Below are 21,600 nucleotides of genomic sequence, written 5' to 3'. Positions count from 1 at the left end.
TGTTATAACCATTCTCAGATTATAATTATAATAAATTACTGACAAAAGTAAAAGCTAAAACACTTGGAAACTTTTAATAGGAAATTATTTCTATTTAATGAGCCCGCATGATATAATTGTATAGTAAATTCAGAAAATAATCACGAGATAACTATAAGGGAGGATGAGATGAACAAGGTATTGTGGCTGATATTGTACGTTGCGGTTCCGGTATTCATTGGTTTATTTGTTATCCCGGCGATCCTGGGGTGGATGGGCGTTTCTACTTCAGATTTATTTAGTCAGTTTTTTGATGAAATTGGGTTTTTGGCAGCATTTATTTTTACAGCTTTTTTCACCGTTCTGACGGTTTTATGGATTAAGTCAATCTATAAAAAGTACAATATGCAATTCAGGGATGATTAATAGAATGGAAAAAAGCTGCTGAGGGAAAATGCCCTCAGCAGCTTTTACATGTTCTTATTGTTTCGCAGTCAACTCTTCTTCAAGAACTGCAAGGCGCTTATCAACTTCTTCACCAGTCAGACCCATGCGGATGCTGTAACGATTGCGAACGTTCTTCGCGCACTCAATTGAGCAGCCGCCAAGATATTTCTCTTCGTTCTCTTCATGCGCAATGATCTGCTTGTTGCAATCCGGGTTTGAGCAGTTGATATAACGCTCACAAGGAGTGCCGTCATAGTGATCGCGACCGACAACAACGTGCTCTACCTGGTTGATCGGAACAGTCAGACGCTCGTCAAATACATACATTTGACCGTCCCACAGCTGTCCTTTTACTTCAGGATCTTTTCCATAAGTTGCAATCCCACCGTGAAGCTGGGCAGCATCTTCAAATCCTTCTTTGACTAACCAACCTGAAAATTTCTCGCAGCGGATTCCGCCTGTGCAATACGTTAGCACGCGCTTGCCTTCAAGCATGTGGCGATTTTCTCTTACCCAGTTTGGCAGGTCACGGAACGTTTCAACATCCGGACGGATTGCGCCGCGGAAGTGACCGACATCATACTCATATGTGTTACGCGCATCAAGAACAATTGTGTCCTCGCGCTGCATTTCTTCGTAGAATTCTTTTGGTGACAAGTAACGGCCTGTTATCTCATTTGGATTAATATCATCTTCCAGACTTAAGTTCACAAGTTCAGGACGAGGGCGCACGTGCATTTTTTTAAATGCGTGACCTTCAGACTCATCTATTTTAAATACAATACCTTCAAATAAAGGATGGTTCTTCATTGCTTCCATGTAAGCATTTGTCTGCTCGATTGTGCCTGAGCAAGTACCATTAATCCCTTCATGCGCAATTAAAATGCGGCCCTTTAAATCAAGCTCTTTGCAAAAATCCAAATGCTCTGCAGCAACCGCTTCAGGGTCTTCAATCTTAGTGTAGTGATAATATAACAATATTCTATAGTCCATTTTTTCTTCCACCTATCATATTATTTTGCAGGAATAACCTGATGGGGTAGAGTTTTTCAAAACTCTCCATCAGATAGTATAACAGAGGTATGTACGTCAAAGGAAGAGGAAATGATTGTTTTAGGGTGTGTGCAATGTGGGGACGGAGGTTAGAGTGTCATGAAATGTGCACAGGAGGGACAGGTATCATTCTTTTAATAAATTGCCTTATAGTGATAATTTGATTTGATAAACAAATCGTTGTAACGCGTGTATCATTATGTATAAAAAAGCCAATAATGAGTGCGGAAAAGCCAATTTACCAGAAAATAATATTTCGCACTCTTTATAAAATACCATTTAATGATGGAGGGTTCCTATGCTTAAAGACGATTGGTTCACAGTTCAGAGAATTGATGCATGCACATACGCGATCAGTGAATACGGTCATTGGGAAAAGGTTCATTCTTTTTTGCTGATTGGGGAGAAAAGGGCCGTTCTTATTGATACAGGACTGGGCATCGATGACATCAAAAGAATGACTGACCAGCTGACTACGTTACCTATTTACGTGGTGACAACGCATGTTCATGTGGACCATATTGGCTGTCATGGAGCATTTGAACATATTTATGTACATAAAGCCGATCAGGAATGGCTTGTAAAAGGGATTGAGGGACTGTCAATTGAGCAGGTCAGAAAAGGGATAAGGAAGGAAATTACGAAGCCTGTTCCAAACTCATTTGATCCGGAAACCTATGAACCGTTCACGGGACAGCCAACGGGCCTGGTTGAAGATGGGGACGTGATGGACCTTGGAAATAGGAAATTACAGATTCTTCATACACCAGGCCACTCACCGGGGCACATTTCGATTTTCGATGAAACAAATGGATATTTATTCACTGGAGATATTCTTTATGATGAAACCCCTGTATATGCTTTTTATCCATCAACCAATCCTGAAGCGCTGATAGAATCCTGGGAAAAGATTGCATCACTAAAAGGAGTGAAGAAGGTGTTCGGATCTCACAACTCAGTAGGCCTGGAGCCTGACATTCTGCTTGAGGCCAAGAATGCAGCACTGTTTTTAAGAGAGCATGATCTGGCTCGGTTTGGAACTGGTGTGCATGAGTTTAATGGGTTTAGTGTGAAGTTTTAAGTGTAAGGGATATGGTGGATTTGATAATCGATTCACTCGTTGAGATAGATGTGACACTGCCCGGCACAATTGATACACCTCTCTGAATATTTGGATCACCGCCATGATTATTCGATTCATCGCTCTCTTTCATTGAACGCTTTTAACAGTCGGATAAATTGCATTTTAAAATAGCAAAAACCCGAAGCAGTTATGCCCCGGGCTTTTCGCTGTATTGTTACTCTGTTAATTCTACATCCTTCAACTGGTACAACCCGCTCGCATTCATCCAGAATCCTTCTACTTCATCCAGATGTCCTGCAAGATAGGTCTGGTGCTGTAGATAAATGGCAGGTGACAGTTCGATCAGTCGCTCCTGTGCATCAGCATACAGCTGTTCCTGTTCTGCTTCATCAGTCGTCTGGCGTGCTTCATCAAGGAAACCGTCCAGCTCTTCATCCTGGATCATAAAGCGGTTTCCGGCAGCCCCGATTTGAGATGAGTGGAACAGTGGGTATAGACCTGTATCAGCATTCGCATTCTGGTTTGACCAGCCAAGAATGAACATGTCGTGCAGGCCTTCACCAGTCTGTTCAAGGTAAGCGCCCCACTCAAGTACTTCAACCTCTACATTAACACCGATTTCAGTGAGTGCATCCTGAGTTGCTACTGCGATATCCATACGCTGCGGATTATCATTGGTCCAGATTGTTGTGTCAAAGCCGTCTTCAAAGCCAGCTTCTGCAAGCAGTGATTTTGCTTCTTCCACATCGTATTCAAGTCCCGGCAGATCGGCTGCGTTTGGAATTACTGGCGCTAGCGGTCCGGTTGCTACTTCACCATAGCCATCATAGATTCCTTCAATAATTTCTTCTTTATTAATTGCCATTGAAACAGCCTGTCTGACTTTTGGATCATCAAAAGGTTCTTTTTCAGTATTAAAACCAATGTAGTTTAACCCGACGCTATCCTGAGTTGCTAAAGATGCGCCTTCCATTTGTTCAACACGTGCTGCTTCATTAGGGGCAAGCGGGTCAATAATGTGTGCATAACCTGTTTCAAGGTTTGCGACACGCGTTCCGCCTTCAGGCACGATCTGGAATACAAAAGAATCATACGCTACTTCTCCGTCCCAGTAATCTTCATTTTTTACAAGTGTCATTTCTTCACCAGGCGTCCAGTTTTCAAACTCCAGGAAGCCTGTCCCAATTGGGTTTTCATTAATATAAGATCCTGCTTCATCTCCATTTTCAATCGCTTCATAGTCAGCTTCAATGGCTGCAGGACTGATGATTGACCCACCCATATTCGTCAGGTTTGCAAGTAGTGGGGCAAACGGGTATTTCAGGTTAAAACGTACCGTGTATTCATCCACCACTTCGACATTGTCGACCATTTCATATTGTACGGCACGTGGAGAACCGATTTCTTCATCTAATATACGATCAAAGTTTGCTTTTACAGCTTCTGCATTAAATGGTTCTCCGTCATGGAAGGTGACGTCTTCACGCAATTTAAACTCCCATGTTACATCATCGACCGTTTCCCACTCTTCAGCCAGCTGAGGTATTACTTCATTGTTTTCATCCAATGTTAAAAGCTTCTCATATACCTGAACCTGCATATTTGCAGAAGGGATATCATTTGTTAAATGAACGTCCATGGACACTGCATCTGACATTGTGGCAAGAATAATTTCGTCTGATCCTGATCCTTCTGATGAGTTCTCTGCATCTGATCCTTCATCGCCGCCACCTGCACATGCAGACAATACGAGCATAGTCGACAAAGCGGAAACACCTAAAATCTTTTTATTCAATGAAATGACCCCCATATTGTTTAGATTTACGAAAATTTAGATTATTGAAATTATAGAGGCAAAACTGAATAAAAATCAATAGTTTTTGTATAAAAATTATTTCGTTTAACGAATAAAAGTAGTTTAGTGCTACGGCGGTTCTATAATTTGTAAAATCTATCATTCTATTAACTCTGATGATTTAACGTGGTGAAGTGACAAAATTTTGTATAAGTGGTTATAAAAGTGTCAGTCTTTGTAGGGCGCACCTTCTTATTATTTCTTCCACGGTTCTTCACCCGACAGAGAGTACTTTTCCACGAGCAGTAAAGATTTAAATATTTTCAGCCAGACCTGGTACGGATCGATTTCATCCTTCATTTCGATATGAAAGTGTTTGAGGATTGCAACAATGTCTTCAGTTGCGGCTTCTTCAAATTGGTACATCGCAATGGGGAGATGGAGCTGGCTTGAAAAAGGGAGTAAGGTGGCTGAGATCACAGTGCCATTTTGTGGAAGTGACTGATTGGATCCGGGAAGCATCATTTTGATGATTTTTCTGTCTTTTAATTGAATGAGATAGCAGCTGTGTGGAGTAATTCCTTCAGCCACGTAATAAAAGTCAGGACATACTTGTTTAGCTAAGTTAAGCCAGGAAAGAAAAATAGGATGTTTTTTGAAAAAAGTGAAATGCTCGTAGTGGAATTCAGAGAAGATATTAGATGAGGGGTTTTTGTGTGCATCATTGAGAAGTCGCCACCAATAAAATAATTGCGCTGCGTGTTCTTCTTTTTCAGGTCTGGCCTCACAGATCCTGGCGAACTTCAGGAAATCGGGGTACATGCCGGTGACAGATTGTTTCAGTACATAGTGATCTAACTTGCCGTAAACGTTCTTGATGAATTGCCTGCGCAGTTCTTTTGAAAGGGGGTACTCTGTTCTGAAGATTTTGCTGTCAGCCCTGGCCTGCTCAAACACAACAGGCGTATGCTCTGTGAATTTTTTCATTGCTTAACCTCGCTTGTTGTTATTCCTTATAAAATGGATAAGGTAAGTTAATAGATTCTGCAAAAGATTAGGTATTCCTGCCAGTTCCATGAAATAATAGGGAATAAAATAACTGAATATTTTAATTTAATTGAGGTGGTTGAAACATGGGTAAATTGTTTTCCTCCGTATATGACATAGCAATGGCACCATTTGAAAGAGCGGCTTTCCAGAAAATCAGAAAGAATTTACTCGGGAATGTAGAGGGAAACGTACTCGAAATTGGGTTTGGCACAGGCGCGAACTTCCCGTTCTATGAAAAAGCAGCATATGTAGAAGCGATTGAACCAAATCCTGAAATGATTGAAAAGTCTTCAGAAAAAATCAAACGTGCGTCTGTCCCCGTTCAGACGTATACAGCCAAAGCTGAAGAACTGCCATTTCCTGATCAGTCATTTGATGCGATTACCGGAACACTTGTGTTTTGTACCATACCTGATCCAGTAAAAGCATTAAAAGAAATGAAGAGAGTCAGCAAGCCCGGAGCAACCTTTCATTTCTTTGAGCACATAAAGGTTGAACATCAGGCAGCAGCCAAAGCCCAGGACTTCCTTACACCTGCCTGGAAAGCAGTATGTGACGGCTGCCACCTGAACCGCCCGACCATTCAGCTGTTCGAAGAGGCCGGATTTAAAGTGGAACGGGTAGAGCGGCATGGAAGAGGCGTGTTTGTTGTGTTTGAGGGGAAAGTGCACGAGTAGATTTAAGGGAATTAGAGCGTAGGCGACTGTAATTTAAGGAGAAAGATAATCTATGAAAACAAATTGCTTTTTAACCACACCTGATCATCACTCAGTGGTAGATTTTTGGTCGTTAAGTTGATGGACTTTATAAAGCAGGACATCTTTAATTCTATAGAGAAATACTTTGAGCTTACGGTAACAGCTGACAGACAAATTAAACTCGGTTACAAAAACCTGAAATGGGAGATCAATACGTCGGGTGAGAATCTTTTTGTAAAGCAATATCATAAAGAGCGTTATCCTGAGCATTTAATGACTGGATTAGAAGCTTCACTTCACACTCAGGCTAAACTGTGGGAGTTACATCATCCGGTACCCAGACCGTATTCTTTTAAGGGTCAATTTATTATCCGTTCAACCGGAGATGAACGCTTCATTGTCACGGAGAAATGTTCAGGAGAAAACTTAGTGCCAGGCACAGCAAATGAGGCACAGATGTACAGCTTAGGAAGAGCAGTAGGCCGGCTGCACGCTGCACTGGATATGCTTTTGCCTGCTTCAAATGATCTTCACTGGAATATTCGTTCAAAGGAAAGCATGATTGAAGATTGGAAGAAGCGTTGGAAAGAAGCTGAAAGAGCAGGTTGTGAAGAGACGCTTACTCACTTACAAGAGCAATTCTCCATCCTGGAGCAGAATGAACCGGATCAATTTGCGACGTGTGAAGTTGGGTGGAGTCATTGGGATTTGTTCGTCGACAATATCCTTTTCGAGGGAAATGAAGTGTCAGCGATCCTGGATTTTGACAGACTAAATGTTGTATACAAAGATTTTGATATTGCGAGACCAATATTGTCGGGGTGTATGAGTAATCAGTTGTTGGATGTGAAATCTGCGCTCGCTTTTGTAAATGGATTCCGTGAGTACCAGCCGTTAACGATAGACAGATTAATCCGTGCATTAAAGCTGAACTGGTGGAGAGAAGCGGAGTGGCTGAGCGTGCCGAAGCCGGGAAGATCCACTGTCCTTACAAGGTTCAATGAAGAAAATAGATGGATTGCAAGTAACTGGCATCGGCTTGACGAGATACTGACTGAAAAGTAAATCTAACAAAGGGAGAAAACGTATATGATTAAAGCAATATTATTCGATCTGGACGGCACACTCCTCGATCGTGATGCTTCATTGAAACAATTTTTAGAAGATCAATATGAGAGATTTTCAGAAGCATTTCATCACATCTCTAAAGATACATATATGAAAAGGTTTATTGAACTGGATGCTAAAGGGTATGTCTGGAAGGATAAGGTGTACAGTCAGCTGATAAAAGAATTTAACATTGCTGGTCTGAATTACGAACAGTTACTTCAGGATTACCTGGATCATTTTCAGCATCACTGTGTTGGATTTTCAAACCTGCATCAAACATTGGAAGGACTGCAGCAAAATGGTCTGAAGTTAGGCATCATTTCAAACGGCCGCTGCCAATTTCAAAAGAATAATATCAAGGGGCTTAGGATTGAGCAATTTTTTAATGAGATTCTTATCTCCGGTTGTGAAAATCTGAAAAAACCTGATCCTGAAATTTTCAAAAGAGCGCTGGCAAGAATGGGTGTGAAAGCAGAAGAGACAATGTTTGTAGGTGATCACCCTCTTAATGATATTAAAGCTGCGAGACATACAGGAATGAAAACTGTCTGGAAAGAAGATCTGCACTGGGAAAATGCAGAAGCAAGCTATGTGATAGAAGATTTGCAGGAGTTATTGATAATTGCTGTTGATGCTTAATGAAAGGAGTGTTCTGATGCTCGAACAATTAAAGAAACTCAGAGAAGAAAAGAACTACGAAGAAGCCAGAAATTTTATGGAAGGCGTGCTTGAAAAAGAGCCGGACCGCGCTGAATATCAATATCAAATGGCATGGTGCTATGACAATCTTGGACTTGAAAGAGAAGCTGTGCCGCATTACGAGCGCGCTATTCAGCTTGGGTTGCCTTCAGAGGATCTGGAAGGTGCTTACTTGGGGTTAGGAAGTACATATCGCGTATTAGGAAGATACGAAGAAGCTGCTCAGATTTTAAAAGAGGCGATCGCAGTTTTTCCGGAGGCTGAGCAATTAAAGGTCTTCTATTCCATGGCGCTGCATAATGTGGGGCAGCATCAGCAGGCGATGGAAGTATTACTTCATACGCTGGTCAATACAACGAATGATAAAGCAATTTTAAGGTATAAAAAAATCGATCCTTTTTTACAGTGATAAATTGGATGAAGTCTGGTGAATACAAATAAAACGGAGTCAGCTGTAGTGGATTTGAATATTTGTCCATTTCGAACTGCGTCCCAAATCATCAACGAGTAATCTGTTTTATCTCTTCCTGTATACATAAAATACCAGATATTATAATGCAAAAAGAAACTTTCATTCATATAAAACGTAAGGTTACTATAGTGATAATATTTGAAAAGGAGGTTATTCAGTATGAATTCTTCCTATGGAGGTTTTTGGAGAAGGTTTGTTGCGTTTATGATTGATGGATTGATTATCGTTCCACCATTCATGATTATTTCATATCTCGTCTACGGAACGACGGATTTTGAAAGTATAAGAGCCATTTATCTTCCTTTTGGTCTTATTAGCACGTGCTTTTTTATCCTGTTTCCAATCACACGTTTACAAGCGACCCCTGGCAAAGCGATGTTAGGAATGAAAATTACGAACAGACATTATGAAAAGATTTCTTTCTGGCAGTCTTTCGGACGTTACTTTGCCAGTGTGTTATCCCATATAATTTTGTTTATTGGGTATTTTATGATCGGCTTTACGCCTAAAAAGAGAGGACTTCATGATTTTCTGGCTCATACAGTTGTTATTAAGAAAACGAGTCGTTCATCTTAGTAAGGAGGAGACGTTATGAAAATACTTAAAGTTTTGGGATTTATAGCGATCGCGGTCCTGGTATTCTTTGCAGTTTACATAACAAATCAGCAAATCAATCCTCAGGAAGTATCAAGGGAAGTGCAATTCGGTTATCAGGATGGTGATCAGCCGGAGCGAATCAACTTTGAAAAGGTTTATTCAGACATTGAAGATCAATCTGTCATTGATAATACAATGATGATATTTATGCATAAAGAGACTTCTGATGAGGAAATGAGCGATGTTGAGCCAGATATGCATATTTGGGTTTCTAGTCCAACACAGTCTGCAGTGCTGATTGAATCAAGAATCTGGTTTACAGAACAAGGCGCAATCATCGGTGAGCGTGCAGGGGAGAGCTGGGACCAGGTTGAGTATTTTGAGATTAATGAGCAGGATGCAGCGTATCTTAAAGAGCAGGGCGGTTATGATGAGAGCCTTTAAAAAACTTCTGCAATCTTAGAGCAGGAAAATGATTTTTTAGGAGGCTAGTAGATGAAAACGAATCAGTTGGTTTTTGCTTTACCGCTTGTCTTATTAATAGGGGCCTGTAATAACGATGAATCTGCTTCAATCCAGGAGTCTGAACTGACAGAAAGAGAAAGTTTCATCCTCACCGTTAATGCAGATCAGTATTTTATGTTTGAATATGACCTGAAAGAAAGCTATACAGAAATGAAAGTGTGGGTAGAGAAATACGAGAACGGGGAATTTATAGAAAACGTCAGTGAGATGATTACGCCGCTTGACCAGGACGGATCGATCGTTTTTACAACATCAAGTGGTCCTTATGAAGAAAGTGGACCGGCTGTTCAGCACTTTCGTATTGGTGTTGGGGTAGAGGATTCTACAACATATACAAGTACGGAAGACGCAATGCAAAACCTTACGGGAAGAGATTTCTCAAGTACGTGGGGTTTGTTTGTTGAAGAAGAGCAGCCGATAGAGGATGAACTGCTGCTTGCTTACCTTGCACATTCTTCAGAGAGCATGATGAGTTCACTGCCTATTGACTTCGCTGAAGATCCTGATTTATATCAGGATGAGCTTGAGGAGTATGATGTTGCTTATCTTTTAAAAGCTGAATTTATTCAATAACACGCTTTGGAGACAAATCAACCTGTCAGGAGGAGATTCTAATGACAAAAGAACACTTAACGATCCAAACTCTTCCAGGATATTCACCGGATATTGGGCGACAGGTCTGGTGTCTGGAGGATGTGCGTCAAACACTTCTTTCTAAAATCATTGATTTAACGCAGGAAGAACTTGATGATGAACCTGAAGGACTCCATTCGATTGGCACTCTTCTATACCATATTGCAGCTGTGGAAGCAGGGTGGCTTTATGGAGAGGTTTTGTGCCGGGACTGGGACCCGGAAATTGAAGCCTTGTTTCCTAAAGAAAGCTGGAAAGACGAAAGGCTCTCACCTTTTAAAGGTGAATCAATTGATCAGCATATTTACCGGCTGCAAAAAGTCAGAGAAACGCTGTGCGATCATTTTAGAAATATGACCGGGATTGATTGGCGGACGTCACGGGAATTAGAAGAATACAATGTGACACCTGAATGGGTCATCTATCATTTGATCGAACATGAAGCCCGGCACAGTGGTCAAATCTTTCAAACAAAGCGCTTGAGGAGGGAGAGAGAATGAATAAGAAAAAGTTGATTATTTTAGGTGTTTTTATTCTGATCCTTGTAAACATCACTGGTATTTTTCATGATAAGACTTTGTCAGAAGAACAGCTTAAAGGCTTCGTTGATCAGCATGAACTCGACCCGATTGACGTGAAGAACGGGGATGATAGAACGTTTATTTTAGTAAAAGAAGGCCTGTATACTGTTGCACACCGAACAGCGAAATATGATGAAGAATTCACGCCGTATGCGTGGACGGAAAGTGATCCAGTCATGGTCAGAACGATTTCAGGTGATATTGTAGCCGCAAGTGTTGTGATGGAGGAAGAGATCAGCAAAGAGGCAAAAAGCGTTACGATCACTTACTCTGACGGAACTGCTGAGACTGTTGAAACGGATCAGAGTAAAGGGGCTTTTTTGCTGTATGATGGTCAAAATGAATCTGGTGGAGTCAGGGTTGCGGATGTGATTATTCGGGATGAGATGGAGAATGTGATTTATGAGCAGAATGAGGCCCCAACAAATTAAAGTCTATTAATGGATCGTTGAGAGCCAAATGCTTGAAATGCTCATTTCATCTTTACTCCACAGTGTTAACAAAAACTGATTTTCCCGATCTACATAAACCGTTGCTTCACCCAAACCCATCTCCTGATATGTATAAAAATGATCCCCATACAATGCTTTAGCTTTAGATAAACGATCTCCAACCTTTAAACCGGAAGATGCTTCAAGATGAGATTCTCCTGAAGAAACTGATAGAATTCTATTCTCTTCATCCGTACTGAGATGTAGGTGGTCCTCGTTTTGATAAGAGTAGCCGTTCTCCTGCTTTCTTTCTTCAAATGTACCAAGCGAATCCAACTGATCTTCTGCGAGGGTTTCAAGTAAACGGAATTCCCCAACCGCTTCATTTTCTAAATTTGTAGATGGAACAAAATAGTGATTGGACACTAACACCCACCAGCCAGTCAAAATAACGACAGGTGTTGAGACAACCAGGATACCTGCAAGCTTTGAGCGTGTATAAAGGACCAGGCCTATCACGATGATAAATAAAGCAATTAATATGTATGTCATGAGGAACAACTCTTTCTATTGAATTGGTATTTCCTAACTGCAAATTCAGCTTCTCTTTTTTTCTTCCACCATCTTCATTAACTGATCTACTTCTTATTCATTTCAATCATTTGTTTTTGGTTGTTATTAAAATAATGAGCGACCCTCGAGATCATATAAATGATCAGCAGCACGATAGCGCCACCGAATAAACTACCGACAATATCCATGGTTTTGACTCCTCTATTTATGCATTTGAATGTCACAAACTCATATCTTTGTATTGAAATATTTATCTCTTCAGCTCTTTGTTGCTAGACTTTTAAAAAAATACTCAGCATTTTTTAGTGCAATCAGATACTCACTCAGGTTTGAGGTCAAAGTATAAACGGCAATCCCCACCATCACACCTATAATAAGTAAAAGCGGACTGCTTCTTTCTTCTTTATTGCGCTTAAAGAAAATGAAGCTGAATGTCAGTGCGATGATTATAAAACAGCCGGCAATGATGGAAGTGATAAGTGAGGTCTTTGTGTCATAGAGTGCATCCCGATAGCCTGTGAGAAGGCTTTGATTTGATGCATTTTCGCTTAATATGAAAGATTGATCCTGATAGCTGATGTTCCATATAAAACTATTTTCCTCATCACTTTGTGAAATGGTAAAAGTATACCCGGAGATTTCGACTTCATCAATTATTGTTTGTGAAGCCATCACATTGGAAGCAGGGAACATCATCAGCACAACGAATAATAAAGTACATATTTTTTTCATTATGTATTCTCTTTTCGTGCATCTCTGGCGATGATTGCTTTTACTAGAATATAGATTCCCAGTAAAAGAAGTATATAGCCAATCGCACTCATCACGATGTTTCCTGCTGTCCCGAAGCTGCCAACAGTCAGAGCGGTCAAAAATAAGCCGAAAAAACCAAGTATAAAGCCAAATACAATTTTCATATGCATCCTCCTAGTGTTCATTGTGATCTCTATTGTATGTGAAAAGAACAGGGAATGAAATACCAATTATGGAAGGTGTGATATCATCAAGTTAAGAAGGATGTGAGTGATGTGCTTAGATTCATTGATGATTTGGCAGGCGCCATATCTGATGTTTTTAAAATGATATTTACTGGTCTTTGTTACTTTATAGCGGGCACACTCATTGTCGGTGTTCCATTGTACGCAATTGCTTTTATAGTTAACTGGATCACCAGTTAATTAAAGGAGGTTCATTCATGCTTTTTAAAAAAAGGATCAAAGAAACTGAAGTTGACAGATTTGAAGTGAAATCAATTCAAAACCTACCGGAGCTTGGAAGAGTCACGATTTTAATAGACCGTGAAACCGGTGTTCACTACTTGCATACATGGGTTGGAACCGGAAGCGGCATTACTCCGTTACTGGATGAAAATGGCCAGGTAGTGATTGATCAGAACAGATCTTAATAACGCAGGATTTAATCAGAAGTGGGGGTATAGACAGAATGAACATCTCAGCACTGACACCAGCAGAAGCAAGAGAATTAATCAGAACTGGGCAATGGACAAAGCCGACTTCAGGCATGGCGAATGGTTATATTCAGACAAACCTTGCCGTTCTGCCAAAGGAGCTGGCATTTGAATTTCTGCTTTTTTGTCAGCGGAATCAAAAAGCTTGTCCGATTATTGATGTGATTGAAGCAGGATCAGCCGTTGCGGCACTCTCTGCAGCTGATGCAAATGTGAAAACGGATATACCGAAGTACCGGATTTATAGAGAAGGAAAACTTACAGAAGAGCGTAACGAAGTAACTGATCTCTGGACAGATGACATGGTTGGTTTTCTGATCGGATGCAGCTTTACTTTTGAAGAAGCATTAATGAACAATGGCATTCCAATCAGACATATTGAAGAAGAATGCAACGTTCCGATGTATCAAACATCTATACAGTGTACGAAAGCGGGACAATTTGAAGGACCAATGGTGGTAAGTATGCGACCAATGACGGAAGATCAGGCGATCAGAGCTGTCCAGGTAACGAGTCGCTTTCCATCAGTTCACGGGGCACCGGTTCATATCGGTGATCCGTCCAAAATTGGCATCAACGATCTTAACAGCCCCGACTTCGGAGACGCAGTTACGGTTAAAGATGGAGAAATTCCAGTCTTTTGGGCTTGCGGTGTCACTCCACAAGCAGTGGCGATGAATGTGAAACCCAGCCTGGTGATCACGCATGCGCCAGGTCATATGTTTATCACTGATTTGAAAAATGAAGAATTTTCGATTCTTTGATACATAAGTGAAGGTGCGTATCAAACGAACCTCCTGCCTAAACTTGCATAAGATATGTTATCAATGGTGAAAGGATTTGAGAACATTGTATGCAGGTTATCATCATATGTATGAACAGGGACCAGTAATGGCCTGGCCAAATGGAATGCCTTATTACCATCACTGCTACCATCATCTTAACCATCTGAGGGACCAAGGGCCTCATCCTTTTGTGACAAATATAAATGAAGATACGCTGCAAAACCATTCATTTCGAAGAGCGTTATGGACAGGTGATTATCTCCAGCTCACCCTTATGAGTTTGATGCCAGGTGAGTGTATTGGACTTGAGTCGCATCCTAATCTGGATCAGTTTTTGCGTGTTGAAAAGGGCCAGGGCATCGTTCAAATGGGCGAACGGAAAGATCATCTGGATTTTGTCAGATATGTTTGTGACGACTCGGCCATTATCATACCAGCAGGAACGTGGCATAATCTGACGAATACAGGGTGTGTTCCACTTAAACTATACTCAATCTATGCACCGCCGAACCACCCGTTTGGTACAGTGCACGAGACAAAGGCTGATGCAATCGCAGCTGAAGGAGAAAATGAAAATCACTACTAAGAATCAGGTCTTTAATAGAGTCTGAATTAAGTGTTCGTTTGAACCACAATCATCATGATAGATGATTGTGGTTCAGACGATTTTTTTATGATGATATAGCTGACCCGAGCAAAATGATTGACCCATCAAGTAATGATGTATTATGCTTTCAAAGTCAACTTACACAAAAGAGTATGAGTAATTAATTGACCCCTCAATGATTATCGGGAGGTGCATGCTTTGAGGAAAAATTGTTCAGAAAAAGGGAAAATTATTTATCAATTAAATGATATTTATAAATTTATGAGTCCAAAATTTGAGCGTTGTACTGGCATGAGTCAGTCGAGGCTGGATTTGCTCCATGTGCTTTTTGAAGCAGATGAAATCAATCAGTCGGCATTGCAAAAAGAAGTGAGCATTGATCATGCCGCCATTACAAGACATCTCAAGCAGCTTGAAGAAAAGGGTATGGTTGCCCGCAGAAAAAATCCTGCTGATAACAGAGTCACTTTTGTGAGATTAACAAAGCAGGGAAGGGATCAGATTGATTCCTTTAAAAGTGAGAAACAGCAGTTTGTTGAAAAAGTACTGAAAGACTTCACAGAGGAAGAAATTAGTGATTTGTCAGACAAGCTCAAACGACTACAGCAAAATGTAACGGATATTCAAAATTAATTTATCAATAAGGGAGTTTTTGAAATGAATACAACAATAACAAATGACTTTAAAGAAATCATCACAGGAAGACGTTCGATCCGTGAGTATGACCCTTCAGTGAAAATCAGTAAAGAAGAAATGACAGAGATTTTAACAGAAGCGACGCTCGCACCGTCATCTGTTAATCTGCAGCCTTGGCGATTTACTGTCATTGACAGTGCAGAAGGGAAAGAGACGTTAAAGCCACTCGCAATGTTTAACCAAAGACAGGTTGAAACCTCTTCAGCTGTCATTGCGGTGTTTGTAGATATGAACAGTCTTGATTATATAGAAGACATTTATGATTCGGCTGTGGAAAAAGGACTTATGCCTGCTGATGTCAGAGATCGTCAGGTACCGGGTATTAAAGGAATGCTCAGCTCAGTCCCTGAACAGCAGATGAAAGAAATGAATCTGATTGACGCAGGTCTGGTTTCAATGCAGTTAATGCTGGCGGCACGTGCACATGGTTATGACACGAACCCAATCGGCGGTTATGAAAAAGATCAGATTGCTGAAGCTTACGGCATGGACAAGGAGCGCTACCAGCCGGTTATGCTGATTTCAATCGGAAAAGCGGCAGAAAAAGGCTATCAGTCTGTCCGTCTGCCAATTGAAGAAATCACTCAGTGGGAGTAAGGGGAAAGAGGAGATCAATATGATTATTACACTTGCACAATTACAGGTTCAGCCTGCAGAAGAAGAAGCATTTCTCGCAGCTGCCAAACTTTTAACTTCAGCATCTCAGCAGGAAGAAGGCAATGTTTCTTATTCATTGAAAAAAGATATCGGGCAGGAAAACACATTCACTATGGTGGAGTTATGGACCGGTATGGATGCTGTTCAGCGCCATAATGAGAGTGATCACTTCAAAGCGTTTGTAGAAAAAGCACCGGCATTCCTTGGTGCACCGCTTTCAGTACAAATGTTTCAGGGCGAGGAATTAAAGTGATCTTAATGTGAGAAGAGATCCGGATTACATGCCGGATCTCTTTTTTATGAAATATATTAATTTGTTCAGGAGGGAAACGCGTGCTACGTATAACTTCTTTGAAAGATTTATAAGCTCAGGTTTTTGCGGCAGCACCATTCGCAAAATACATAAGTGTTTCCTCTTCGTTTTCTTCAAGCGGTCTTCCACAAAAGTCTGTCAAATCACGTTTCATCTGGTCGAGATCACCATTTTGTTTGTTTACCAGGCTTGCTGCTTTTCTCAGTAACGTAGATTCCTGCACATACTCCGCTTTAGAAATCAGCTTGTAATGAGAAATCACATACGTTTCTGCGTCAAATTGGTCAATATGATCAAGCAATTTCAGCGTTTCTTCAGCAGTATAATGCCAGATTGGGGCATACATCAGTGGTGCCGTCACGTCCCCGAGAAATAACAATTTCTCCTCTTTTACATAGACAACGGTACTATCTTTGGCATGGTCACTGCCAACCTGTTTCAGCAGGCAAGTCACACCGCCCAAGTCAATCGTCAGTTCATCTTCAAACAGGATAGAGGGCATCACAACCTGAATATCACGGTTTTCTTTAAATTCTTCTCGGATTGCATCTGCACAAAATTGAATTTCCACACCGGTTGCTACTCGTTCATCTATCGATTGATCATCCCATTTAAAATTAACGAGTTCCTCCATTGCTTTTTTCGTATCGTATGATGCAATTGTCGGGATTGAAAGAGCAGCCAGTCCAAAGATATGATCCCAGTGCCAATGCGTCACCATGGCCATTGTCGGGAGTGTTTTGCCTTCTGTTTTCAGTTTTTCTAAAAACAGATCAGCATGCGCTTTGGAATTACCTCCGTCAATCATAAGGGTGTGGCGCTCACCTGTGACCGACATTAAAATCGGCCGGTCAGTCGGGCCAACAGGGGTAAGGTAGGAAATACGGTCTGATAATGTGATGAGTTGCTGTGACATATGATTTCTCCTTTTTAAACGGTTATTAGTTAAGAATAACCTGTTTCCTGAAGCAGCAAAAGAAGATTCTTTCTACACTTAAAGATATAATCAATCTATAAGCAAATCATGGAAGGATGTCTGGATGAAAAAGAAATGGATACTCATACCCGCAATTGTCATTGTGCTGTTGGTTGTCGTCTACGGGGCAGTTGGAAATTATTTTTATGAATATGCACTGAGTGCAAAAGATGAGAAAGAGTTCTTAGAAGGGAATCCAAACCTGGCGGAAAGCGAAGCAGTTATGGCTGAAGTCGCTGAAGCACTGGACGCAGCTGATGAAGCATTTGAGCAGGAGGTTCATCCTCAGGATTTATCGATTACTTCAAATGATGATCTTAATCTATCAGCAGATTTGTATATCAATGAAGAAGCCAGTGAAAAATGGGCAGTTATCGCTCATGGCTACATGATGGATGCTTCAGGTATGACAAGATATATCCGGAATTTTCATGAGCAGGGATATAACGTGCTTGCGCCTGATCTCCGGGGTCATGGTGATAGTGAAGGTGACTACATAGGTATGGGCTGGCATGACCGGCTGGATATGCTTCTGTGGATTGATGAAGTGCTGAAGATCAATCCGGATGCAGAGATTGCGCTATTCGGTATTTCGATGGGCGGTGCCACAGTCATGATGACATCAGGAGAAGAATTGCCTGACAATGTAAAAGTGATCGTTGAAGACTGTGGGTATGCATCAGTGAGTGACGTATTTACCTATCAGCTGGACGACCTGTTTGGCTTACCGCAGTTTCCGGTGCTTAATGCTGCAAACACAGTCACGAACATTCGTGCAGACTACGATTTGTATGAAGCATCGGCTGTAGACCAGGTTGCGAAAAGTGAAACTCCCATGTTATTCATTCATGGAGATGCAGACACATTTGTGCCATTCGGAATGCTTGATGATGTATATGGGGCAGCTGAAGTAGAAAAAGACAAGCTGATTATTGAAGGAGCAGGCCATGGAGAAGCTGAAAAGGTTGATCCTGAAGTTTACTGGGAAAAGGTTTGGGGATTTGTAGACAATTACATGTGATGTGAAATATGGATTCCAGGAACCTCTCTTTACAAACGGTGTTTAATTTTATTTCTGGCATTCAGCCAGTCTGGAATGAACACCTTTTTATCTAAATTGAAGGATTCATCCTAATGAAAACAGAATTAAAAGCATATGAGATCCAAATAGAGAGGAGAGATACTCATGAGTCCCAGAAGACTGATAGTCGTGTGGATTATACCGAATATCCTTTTTTATATTGCATTCGTTAGTGCCATTATATTTGTCTTTTTGAATTCAGATAAAATCAGAGAAGCAGGTCAGATGGGCGTGTGGGTACTAACCTTGTTTGCATTGTTTATTGTCGCTGTGCTGGGGAGTGCCCGGATTAAATATTGGTTAAAGCAATAAGTAAAGGGAGGCTGCTAATCATGCGGCTTCCCTTTACTTATGTTTGCGTGTTTTCACAATGACATATAAACCTAAAATAATCACAAGAAATCCTGCGGTTTGAAGGGTGATGTTTCCGACCTGTTCGAGGTCGCTGAAAGACAGGTTTGTTAATACAACGCCAATAAAGCAAATGAAAAGTCCAAGTGCGAGTTTCATGAGACACCACCATCATCTAAAGGATGGTTTTATTTTATCATGTGCGGTCAGTTTCGCCTAAGTCAGTTGCAGCTTATCAAAGCTGAGGTGGCATTTCCAATGGAACTTCATAATAGGAACAGCCTTGCCATTCAAGCTCACGAGTTAAAATGTTATATGCAGAATGAAAAAATGCCTGAATATCTGATGAATTCATATCATTCTCTTGATTTAAATGGTAGAAAAACTCGCTGGCATTAGCATCATAGTATGCTGCTTCAGGTTCGATGTCACTTTCATTTTCAAGCGGGTGAAATTGAAATGGATAAGGAAGAATGAAAAATGAAGGATCATCTGTGTCGTCGTCGCCGAGCCAGAAGCCAAACTCAATAAAGTGCTCATCAAAAGCAGCCTTTTCAATGACTTTATCTTCGGAAAATGGCGCCATTTTTCCGTGAAGAATGAGCGTTGAAATATCAAAGGTTCCCCAGAATAGTGCAGGCATTAGTTTTCTGCAGCGATATGGACTGATAAAAGTGAGCTCCTGATGATAAGCGAATTGAAGTAACTTTAACCCCCGCAGTGCTTTTTCCTGATCGAACTCACGTGGCGTATCATCTTCGTTAAATTTAGTAGTGTATGGCATTTCCTGAGGAATTGTGTTGATTGTCAAGCTGATTTGATCTTCATGAAGTACAGAAAAAATCTCATCATAGTACTGCTTGATTGATTTTTGTTCGGTGATGCTGATTGTATGGAGGTTGCCATCTACGTTCATGATGATATGAGCCTGTGAAATGGATAGATCAATCTGGAAAAAGCGATCATGATAAAAAAGTAATCCTGTTGAGAAGCCTTCAGCTGTAATCGGAAGCGTTACATGTCCCCATTGCGGCTGCTGCGGCGCAGTTTTCAGCTTGATTTTCCCGAGAATTTGAGAGAGCAGGTGCAGTGTAAATTTTGTTTCTTTCCATTCACTATGTTTAATCATCGTTCAGCCTCCTTCTTTCATCTCCTTATTTATGTTCCCGGTCTGCCATCCCGCTAATCTTGAAGGGGTTGAATTTTTTCTCTAAGGGGAAAGGACTTTAAAAAAGGAGGCGTCAGTTATGGACTTTACATTTATAGAAGAAGAAAAACGTTTTGCAGCGTATGATCAGAATAATAACGAGGCCGGGGAAGCAACCTTCAGCAGAGCGGGAGAAAACATTCTGATTATTGACCACACAAGCGTTAAAGATGATTACAGAGGCCAGGGTGTTGCCGGGAAGCTCGTCAAACATATCGTAGAAAAAGCGAGAGAACATAACCAGAAAATCATGCCGCTTTGCCCGTTTGCTAAAGGAGAATTCGATAAACATCAGGAGTATAGGGATGTACTTCACAGTTAAAGCAAGCACACCCATCTGATTAAAAAAGATCGATTCGGGTAAACACCTCACATACCGACTTTTGAGGAGTGGTTTTGTGAGCGTCTTTAAATTAAATGACAAAGCGCCTGATTTTAAGCTAACTGGATTGGATCGAAAGGAATACCATTTAGCAGAAATGCTTGAACAAAATGATGAAAAGTGGTTCCTGCTTATTTACTTTAGAGGCTCGTGGTGTCCTGCATGTATGGAGGAACTGGATGAGCTTGAAGATACGAAAAGCTATTTTGATAAACACAATGTTAGTCTTATAACGGTTACACATGATGAAAAAAGCAGTCTAGAAGAGATGATGCAGGAGCACCAGTTCAGTTTCCCGGTGCTGCTGGACGAAGACTTCAGTTTTCTGAAGGCATATGATGTACATTATCACGGTGAGGATGCTCCTTACGAGGATCACGGTGAACATGCTGAGCCTGCATATTTCCTATTGAATGAAAACGGGAAAGTACTCTATCAGCAAAGACAGACAAATCCGTTTGGCAGACCTCATGCCAAAGAAATTAGAAAAACTATTAGTTATATTAGAAAAAACCTGAAATAAAAGGTTAAATATTTACTTATATAAAGAGTGATAAGTTTTAGGAGGATGTTAAAAATGAAAGTACTAATTATTGGAGCAAATGGACAAGTAGGTAAACATTTTACGCGTTTTGTACAGGAAAGTGATGGTTTAGAAGCGCGTGCAATGATCCGTAAAGAAGAGCAAAAATCATACTTTGAAGACCTTGGTGCTGAAACAGTGCTTGTGGACCTTGAAGGTGAGATTGATGATATTGCAAAAGCTGCTGAAGGTGTGGACGCGATCGTATTTACTGCAGGTTCCGGTCCGAAAACAGGCGATGATAAAACGATGATGATCGATTTGGATGCTGCCGTGAAGACGATTAAAGCTGCTGAAAAAGCAGGAGTGAAGCGCTATGTGATGGTCAGCTCATTCGATACAACGCGTGAAGAGATTCAGAATGCGCCGGATTCCTTTAAGCCTTATGTTGCTGCAAAACATTATGCAGATGAATGGCTGAGAGGCACAAACCTGGACTTCACAATTGTTCATCCGGGCGGTCTGACAAATGACGAAGGTACCGGTAAAGTCAAAGCGGATGTAACAGTAGACCGCGGTGAAATTTCCCGTGAAGATGTTGCACGTGTACTGTTAGCTACACTTGAAAATGACTCAACGATCGGCAAAGAGTTTCAGGTGATTAATGGAGACACGGCAGTAGATGAAGCTATTCAGTCTTTAAAATAAAATGTTAGTCAGAAGTGGATGTCCAGTTAACAGCTGGGCATCTTTTTTTTGAAAAAATATGATGTTATTCTTTGTTCATGCAGGTGGTATTTAATGGTATATTATTCATTAAGACAAAT

The 21,600-nt window shown here is 40.9% G+C and carries 33 protein-coding genes; 23 read left to right on the top strand and 10 right to left on the bottom strand.

Annotation, left to right across the window (positions count from 1 at the left end):
- The first annotated feature begins 168 nt into the window (after positions 1-168).
- On the top strand, positions 169-405 hold the full coding sequence (locus E2626_RS07005) for a hypothetical protein (RefSeq protein WP_134381021.1): 237 nt from the start codon (positions 169-171) through the stop codon (positions 403-405).
- Positions 406-459: 54 nt separating this feature from the next.
- Here E2626_RS07005 and trhO read toward each other — a convergent pair whose 3' ends face one another.
- Positions 460-1,419: an oxygen-dependent tRNA uridine(34) hydroxylase TrhO gene (gene trhO, locus E2626_RS07000; protein WP_134381020.1), complete on the bottom strand. Its 960-nt coding sequence runs from the start codon at positions 1,417-1,419 to the stop codon at positions 460-462.
- 358 nt (positions 1,420-1,777) lie between these two features.
- On the opposite strand from trhO, the gene E2626_RS06995 reads away from it, so the two are divergent.
- The gene (locus tag E2626_RS06995) at positions 1,778-2,560 is read left to right on the top strand and encodes an MBL fold metallo-hydrolase (RefSeq protein WP_134381019.1); all 783 of its coding nucleotides are present in this window, start codon (positions 1,778-1,780) and stop codon (positions 2,558-2,560) included.
- Between the two features lie 217 nt (positions 2,561-2,777).
- Here the strand turns inward: E2626_RS06995 and E2626_RS06990 are convergent, their stop codons facing one another.
- The gene (locus tag E2626_RS06990) at positions 2,778-4,358 is read right to left on the bottom strand and encodes a glutathione ABC transporter substrate-binding protein (protein WP_341785732.1); all 1,581 of its coding nucleotides are present in this window, start codon (positions 4,356-4,358) and stop codon (positions 2,778-2,780) included.
- Positions 4,359-4,613: 255 nt separating this feature from the next.
- On the bottom strand, positions 4,614-5,345 hold the full coding sequence (locus E2626_RS06985) for a hypothetical protein (protein WP_134381017.1): 732 nt from the start codon (positions 5,343-5,345) through the stop codon (positions 4,614-4,616).
- A 146-nt stretch (positions 5,346-5,491) separates the two neighbouring features.
- On the opposite strand from E2626_RS06985, the gene E2626_RS06980 reads away from it, so the two are divergent.
- The 9 genes from E2626_RS06980 to E2626_RS06940 all read left to right on the top strand — a co-directional run bounded on the left by E2626_RS06980 (position 5,492) and on the right by E2626_RS06940 (position 11,154).
- Positions 5,492-6,085, top strand: coding sequence for a class I SAM-dependent methyltransferase (locus E2626_RS06980; protein WP_134381016.1), 594 nt, complete (start codon positions 5,492-5,494; stop codon positions 6,083-6,085).
- Positions 6,086-6,205: 120 nt separating this feature from the next.
- A complete protein-coding gene (locus E2626_RS06975; protein ID WP_134381015.1) occupies positions 6,206-7,171 on the top strand; it encodes a phosphotransferase in 966 nt (321 codons plus the stop codon).
- 24 nt (positions 7,172-7,195) lie between these two features.
- A complete protein-coding gene (locus E2626_RS06970) occupies positions 7,196-7,855 on the top strand; it encodes an HAD family hydrolase (protein ID WP_134381014.1) in 660 nt (219 codons plus the stop codon).
- Positions 7,856-7,871: 16 nt separating this feature from the next.
- Complete coding sequence (locus E2626_RS06965; protein WP_244094256.1) at positions 7,872-8,324, top strand: tetratricopeptide repeat protein; 453 nt, start codon at positions 7,872-7,874, stop codon at positions 8,322-8,324.
- A gap of 222 nt (positions 8,325-8,546) precedes the next feature.
- Positions 8,547-8,963: an RDD family protein gene (locus tag E2626_RS06960; RefSeq protein ID WP_134381013.1), complete on the top strand. Its 417-nt coding sequence runs from the start codon at positions 8,547-8,549 to the stop codon at positions 8,961-8,963.
- A 15-nt stretch (positions 8,964-8,978) separates the two neighbouring features.
- A complete protein-coding gene (locus tag E2626_RS06955; RefSeq protein WP_134381012.1) occupies positions 8,979-9,428 on the top strand; it encodes a hypothetical protein in 450 nt (149 codons plus the stop codon).
- 51 nt (positions 9,429-9,479) lie between these two features.
- On the top strand, positions 9,480-10,082 hold the full coding sequence (locus E2626_RS06950; protein WP_134381011.1) for a hypothetical protein: 603 nt from the start codon (positions 9,480-9,482) through the stop codon (positions 10,080-10,082).
- Positions 10,083-10,123: 41 nt separating this feature from the next.
- The gene (locus E2626_RS06945; RefSeq protein WP_134381010.1) at positions 10,124-10,642 is read left to right on the top strand and encodes a DinB family protein; all 519 of its coding nucleotides are present in this window, start codon (positions 10,124-10,126) and stop codon (positions 10,640-10,642) included.
- On the top strand, positions 10,639-11,154 hold the full coding sequence (locus E2626_RS06940) for a hypothetical protein (protein ID WP_134381009.1): 516 nt from the start codon (positions 10,639-10,641) through the stop codon (positions 11,152-11,154). Before E2626_RS06945 ends, E2626_RS06940 begins: the two co-directional genes overlap by 4 nt.
- Before the next feature lie 6 nt (positions 11,155-11,160).
- Here E2626_RS06940 and E2626_RS06935 read toward each other — a convergent pair whose 3' ends face one another.
- From E2626_RS06935 to E2626_RS06925, 4 genes are all read right to left on the bottom strand, one after another.
- Positions 11,161-11,706, bottom strand: a complete 546-nt coding sequence (locus tag E2626_RS06935; protein WP_134381008.1) for a hypothetical protein — start codon at positions 11,704-11,706, stop codon at positions 11,161-11,163.
- Between the two features lie 86 nt (positions 11,707-11,792).
- Positions 11,793-11,915, bottom strand: a complete 123-nt coding sequence (locus tag E2626_RS17460; protein ID WP_279587257.1) for a hypothetical protein — start codon at positions 11,913-11,915, stop codon at positions 11,793-11,795.
- 70 nt (positions 11,916-11,985) lie between these two features.
- Complete coding sequence (locus tag E2626_RS06930) at positions 11,986-12,459, bottom strand: hypothetical protein (protein ID WP_134381007.1); 474 nt, start codon at positions 12,457-12,459, stop codon at positions 11,986-11,988.
- Positions 12,459-12,644, bottom strand: coding sequence for a hypothetical protein (locus E2626_RS06925; protein WP_134381006.1), 186 nt, complete (start codon positions 12,642-12,644; stop codon positions 12,459-12,461). The genes E2626_RS06930 and E2626_RS06925 overlap by 1 nt, the downstream gene beginning before the upstream one ends.
- Positions 12,645-12,755: 111 nt before the next feature.
- Between E2626_RS06925 and E2626_RS17190 the strand changes: the two genes are divergently transcribed.
- The 7 genes from E2626_RS17190 to E2626_RS06895 all read left to right on the top strand — a co-directional run bounded on the left by E2626_RS17190 (position 12,756) and on the right by E2626_RS06895 (position 16,193).
- Positions 12,756-12,905, top strand: coding sequence for a hypothetical protein (locus E2626_RS17190; RefSeq protein WP_166786765.1), 150 nt, complete (start codon positions 12,756-12,758; stop codon positions 12,903-12,905).
- Between the two features lie 17 nt (positions 12,906-12,922).
- Positions 12,923-13,132, top strand: a complete 210-nt coding sequence (locus E2626_RS06920) for a DUF6440 family protein (protein WP_134381005.1) — start codon at positions 12,923-12,925, stop codon at positions 13,130-13,132.
- Between the two features lie 38 nt (positions 13,133-13,170).
- Entirely contained in the window at positions 13,171-13,959 is a 789-nt protein-coding gene (locus tag E2626_RS06915; RefSeq protein ID WP_134381004.1) for a putative hydro-lyase, read from the top strand.
- 106 nt (positions 13,960-14,065) lie between these two features.
- Positions 14,066-14,566: a cupin domain-containing protein gene (locus tag E2626_RS06910; protein WP_134381132.1), complete on the top strand. Its 501-nt coding sequence runs from the start codon at positions 14,066-14,068 to the stop codon at positions 14,564-14,566.
- Positions 14,567-14,785: 219 nt separating this feature from the next.
- Positions 14,786-15,220, top strand: coding sequence for a MarR family winged helix-turn-helix transcriptional regulator (locus E2626_RS06905; protein WP_134381003.1), 435 nt, complete (start codon positions 14,786-14,788; stop codon positions 15,218-15,220).
- Positions 15,221-15,244: 24 nt separating this feature from the next.
- On the top strand, positions 15,245-15,880 hold the full coding sequence (locus E2626_RS06900; RefSeq protein WP_134381002.1) for a nitroreductase family protein: 636 nt from the start codon (positions 15,245-15,247) through the stop codon (positions 15,878-15,880).
- Positions 15,881-15,899: 19 nt separating this feature from the next.
- On the top strand, positions 15,900-16,193 hold the full coding sequence (locus E2626_RS06895; protein WP_134381001.1) for a putative quinol monooxygenase: 294 nt from the start codon (positions 15,900-15,902) through the stop codon (positions 16,191-16,193).
- A 115-nt stretch (positions 16,194-16,308) separates the two neighbouring features.
- On the opposite strand, the gene E2626_RS06890 is transcribed toward E2626_RS06895, so the two are convergent.
- The gene (locus E2626_RS06890) at positions 16,309-17,169 is read right to left on the bottom strand and encodes an MBL fold metallo-hydrolase (protein ID WP_134381000.1); all 861 of its coding nucleotides are present in this window, start codon (positions 17,167-17,169) and stop codon (positions 16,309-16,311) included.
- 124 nt (positions 17,170-17,293) lie between these two features.
- Here E2626_RS06890 and E2626_RS06885 point away from each other — a divergent pair, with 124 nt between their 5' ends.
- Complete coding sequence (locus E2626_RS06885) at positions 17,294-18,250, top strand: alpha/beta hydrolase (protein ID WP_134380999.1); 957 nt, start codon at positions 17,294-17,296, stop codon at positions 18,248-18,250.
- Positions 18,251-18,415: 165 nt separating this feature from the next.
- Positions 18,416-18,622: a hypothetical protein gene (locus E2626_RS06880; protein ID WP_134380998.1), complete on the top strand. Its 207-nt coding sequence runs from the start codon at positions 18,416-18,418 to the stop codon at positions 18,620-18,622.
- 33 nt (positions 18,623-18,655) lie between these two features.
- Here the strand turns inward: E2626_RS06880 and E2626_RS17185 are convergent, their stop codons facing one another.
- Together E2626_RS17185 and E2626_RS06875 are read right to left on the bottom strand one after the other, a co-directional pair.
- A complete protein-coding gene (locus E2626_RS17185) occupies positions 18,656-18,820 on the bottom strand; it encodes a hypothetical protein (protein WP_166786764.1) in 165 nt (54 codons plus the stop codon).
- A gap of 76 nt (positions 18,821-18,896) precedes the next feature.
- Entirely contained in the window at positions 18,897-19,790 is an 894-nt protein-coding gene (locus E2626_RS06875) for a DUF5996 family protein (RefSeq protein WP_244094255.1), read from the bottom strand.
- A 118-nt stretch (positions 19,791-19,908) separates the two neighbouring features.
- On the opposite strand from E2626_RS06875, the gene E2626_RS06870 reads away from it, so the two are divergent.
- The 3 genes from E2626_RS06870 (at position 19,909) to E2626_RS06860 (ending at position 21,481) form a co-directional block, all read left to right on the top strand.
- Positions 19,909-20,190, top strand: a complete 282-nt coding sequence (locus E2626_RS06870; RefSeq protein WP_134380997.1) for a GNAT family N-acetyltransferase — start codon at positions 19,909-19,911, stop codon at positions 20,188-20,190.
- A gap of 76 nt (positions 20,191-20,266) precedes the next feature.
- Positions 20,267-20,773, top strand: coding sequence for a peroxiredoxin family protein (locus tag E2626_RS06865; RefSeq protein ID WP_134380996.1), 507 nt, complete (start codon positions 20,267-20,269; stop codon positions 20,771-20,773).
- Between the two features lie 54 nt (positions 20,774-20,827).
- The gene (locus E2626_RS06860) at positions 20,828-21,481 is read left to right on the top strand and encodes an SDR family oxidoreductase (RefSeq protein WP_134380995.1); all 654 of its coding nucleotides are present in this window, start codon (positions 20,828-20,830) and stop codon (positions 21,479-21,481) included.
- Positions 21,482-21,600: the final 119 nt, after the last annotated feature.

Source organism: Jeotgalibacillus salarius (genome assembly GCF_004405125.1).
Classification (GTDB): Bacteria; Bacillota; Bacilli; order Bacillales; family Jeotgalibacillaceae; genus Jeotgalibacillus; species Jeotgalibacillus salarius.
Note: the sequence above shows the minus strand (reverse complement) of the source record. Positions and strands in the feature narration are given on the sequence as shown.